This is a genomic window from Burkholderia sp. E168m23, from assembly GCF_016586125.1.
GTDB lineage: Bacteria > Pseudomonadota > Gammaproteobacteria > Burkholderiales > Burkholderiaceae > Burkholderia > Burkholderia orbicola.
In genome coordinates, this window is record NZ_BCPP01001066.1 from 1 (window position 1) to 2,261 (window position 2,261).

The window sequence follows — 2,261 nt, forward strand, 5'->3', positions numbered from 1 at the left end:
CTCGAACTCGGGCTCCTGCGGCACGTAGACCGTCACGAGCTCCTGCTGGCGCGTGACCAGCCCGTCGTCGGGCTTCGCGAGATCGGCGACGATCTTCAGCAGCGACGACTTGCCCGCGCCGTTGCGGCCGATCAGGCCGACCCGCTCGCCGGCTTCCAGCGAGAAATCCGCGTGATCAAGCAACGCGACGTGACCGAACGCGAGCTGCGCGCCGGTAATGGAATAGAGCGACATGGGGAGACGGCGAAGAGAGAAATCGGAAGCGCCCATTGTACCGGGCGCGCGGGCCGGGATCGGCTTGGCTGGATGGACGAGCGCCGCAGGTTGCGCTTGAAGTGCGTCGGCGCGGTGCCGTGAGCGGGTTGCGGGCGGCTTTTCGCTTTGGATGCCGGCCGTCGTTTACTTGCCCGCGTAAACGGCGGAACGCCGGCCGGATACCCGCAGCCGGCCGATCGGCCGATCCCGTGCGCGGCGCGGCGAGCGTCGGCGCGGGACGTGCGGTTATTTCACGTTGATCGTGATCGTCGAGCTCAGTTCGGGACCGTACGAACGGTGCGCGCCGTCACCGAGCTGCAGCGTCAGCGTGTGCTGGCCAGGCGGCAGCTTCACGTCGGTTTCGGTCTGGGCCTTGCCGAAATGCAGCGAATGGTCGGTCGCCGGGATCACATCGCCCTTCGGCACCGGCTTGCCGTCGATCAGCAGATGATGGTGACCGGTATCCGGGGTCATGTCGCCGGCCGGCTTGAGCGCCATGCCTTCGAGACCGAACTTCACGTGTACGGGGCTCGACACCGTCGCGCCGTCCTGCGGCTCGACGAAGAACACACGCGCCTCGGCGCGCGCGAGCGTCGATACGGCCAGCGCCGCGACACAGACTGCACCCGCGATCCACTTTCTGTTGAGCATCGTTTCCTCCTTCAGATTGACAGGCTCACGAAGCATACACTGCATGCCCGACCGACGCGACGGCGCCGGTTGTTCGCGATGCGTACGTTTAAAACGACGTTGCGCAGGCGTTAGGCGAAATTCCGGTACCATTGCGCCTTTCGTCCGCCGGCCACGCTACGGACGGCATCGCCGAATTTTCATTATCCCGAGCGCAACATGAGCGAAGTAACCGAATACCAGAGCTGGGTCTGCCTGATTTGCGGGTGGGTCTACAACGAAGCGGAAGGGCTGCCCGACGAAGGCATCCCGGCCGGCACGCGTTTCGCCGACATTCCCGCCGACTGGCGCTGCCCGCTGTGCGACGTGGGCAAGGAAGATTTCGTCGTCGTCGATTTCTGATTTTCTGTTTCGATCGCGGTTGGTCACGCGATACGCGCGTCGGAGGTGCATTCCGCCCCGCCGACGCGCCGCGCGTTTGCTATACTCTGCGCGCTGTCCACACCGCCGTCCGGTTCGCCATCTCTTGCGCGAATGCCCGGATATGGCTCTCCCCGTAGTTCAATGGATAGAACAAGCGCCTCCTAAGCGCTAGATACAGGTTCGATTCCTGTCGGGGGGACCAGCCAAGCCCCAAACCTCCCCCAAGATTCCCAAGAAACTCTCCGCTCAAGCCCGTCTGGCGGCGCTCTAGCTCCTATCGTTACCCAAGGTTGCTCAGTGACAGCCAGAGAAAGTGTTGGTATTTTTGTTGGTATCAGCCGATACCAACAACACAGATACCAACAATGCCTCTCACTGACATACAGGTGCGGAACGCTAAGGCCAGCGCGGCACCATACAAACTGACGGACGGCAACGGGATGTTCTTGCTCGTCCAACCGAACGGCGCGAAGTACTGGCGCTTGTCCTACCGCTTCCGTGGCAAGCAGAAGACGCTCGCCCTCGGCGTCTATCCGGCCGTCACGCTTGCGACGGCACGGAAGAAGCGCGACGAGGCCCGCGAGCAGATCGCAGCCGGCATCGATCCGGGCGAGGCGAAGAAGGACGCAAGACGGGCCGCCGAGATCGCGGCGGCAAACTCATTCGAAGCGGTAGCCCGCGAGTGGTTCGACTCCCAGCGCCCGGGCTGGAGCGACGGCTACGCGGAGAAGGTGCTGAATTCGCTTGAGGTCGACGTGTTCCCGAAGATCGGTGCTCGCCCGATCGCGGAGATCGACTCGCCGCAGATGCTCAGCATCGTTCGCGAGGTCGAGGCGCGCGGGGTGCGTGAGACGGCGAAGCGAATCCTCCAACGCTCGCGCGCGGTCTTCCAGTACGGGATCATGACCGGGCGATGCTCCAGGAATCCGGCAGCCGACATCGACGCGCAGACG

General features: G+C 63.9%; 4 protein-coding genes and 1 tRNA gene. 3 read left to right on the forward strand and 2 right to left on the reverse strand.

The window, feature by feature from the left end:
• Both JMF90_RS34060 and JMF90_RS34065 read right to left on the reverse strand, forming a co-directional pair.
• Positions 1 to 234, reverse strand: a 234-nt coding sequence (locus tag JMF90_RS34060) for an ATP-binding cassette domain-containing protein (RefSeq protein ID WP_201326069.1), incomplete at its 3' end; no start/stop codon positions are given.
• A 267-nt stretch (positions 235 to 501) separates the two neighbouring features.
• Positions 502 to 906 (reverse strand): DUF4399 domain-containing protein, encoded by a 405-nt coding sequence (locus JMF90_RS34065; RefSeq protein WP_011694346.1) that lies wholly within the window; start codon positions 904 to 906, stop codon positions 502 to 504.
• A 198-nt stretch (positions 907 to 1,104) separates the two neighbouring features.
• On the opposite strand from JMF90_RS34065, the gene JMF90_RS34070 reads away from it, so the two are divergent.
• From JMF90_RS34070 to JMF90_RS34080, 3 genes are all read left to right on the forward strand, one after another.
• Complete coding sequence (locus tag JMF90_RS34070; RefSeq protein WP_006478164.1) at positions 1,105 to 1,287, forward strand: rubredoxin; 183 nt, start codon at positions 1,105 to 1,107, stop codon at positions 1,285 to 1,287.
• Between the two features lie 148 nt (positions 1,288 to 1,435).
• Positions 1,436 to 1,510 (forward strand) — tRNA-Arg (locus JMF90_RS34075).
• 163 nt (positions 1,511 to 1,673) lie between these two features.
• The coding region (locus tag JMF90_RS34080) for an integrase arm-type DNA-binding domain-containing protein (protein ID WP_201326070.1) at positions 1,674 to 2,261 on the forward strand (588 nt) is incomplete at its 3' end.